The sequence below is a fragment of the Streptomyces sp. SID14478 genome (assembly GCF_010548525.1).
In the GTDB taxonomy this organism is placed as follows: Bacteria; Actinomycetota; Actinomycetes; order Streptomycetales; family Streptomycetaceae; genus Streptomyces.
In genome coordinates, this window is record NZ_JAAGMG010000592.1 from 1 (window position 1) to 237 (window position 237).

1 protein-coding gene is annotated in these 237 nt (G+C 66.7%); it reads right to left on the reverse strand.

Going from position 1 to position 237, the window contains the following annotated elements:
- On the reverse strand, positions 1-237 hold a 237-nt coding region (locus G3I40_RS18955), incomplete at both ends, for a class I tRNA ligase family protein (RefSeq protein ID WP_164303316.1).

The following is a 237-nucleotide window of genomic DNA, read 5'->3' on the forward strand; positions in this document are numbered from 1 at the left end:
GACGCCTGGACCCAGTCCTCGCCGATCGGCACGTCCGTACCGGGGTTGGCGCCGCGCGCGAGCGTGAAGCGCAGCGCGTCGGAGCCGTACTTGTCCATCCAGTCCAGCGGGTCGACGGTGTTGCCGAACGACTTCGACATCTTCTTGCCGTGCTCGTCGCGGACCATGCCGTGGAAGGCGATGGTGCGGAAGGGGACCTCGCCGTCCATCGCGTACAGACCGAACATCATCATCCGG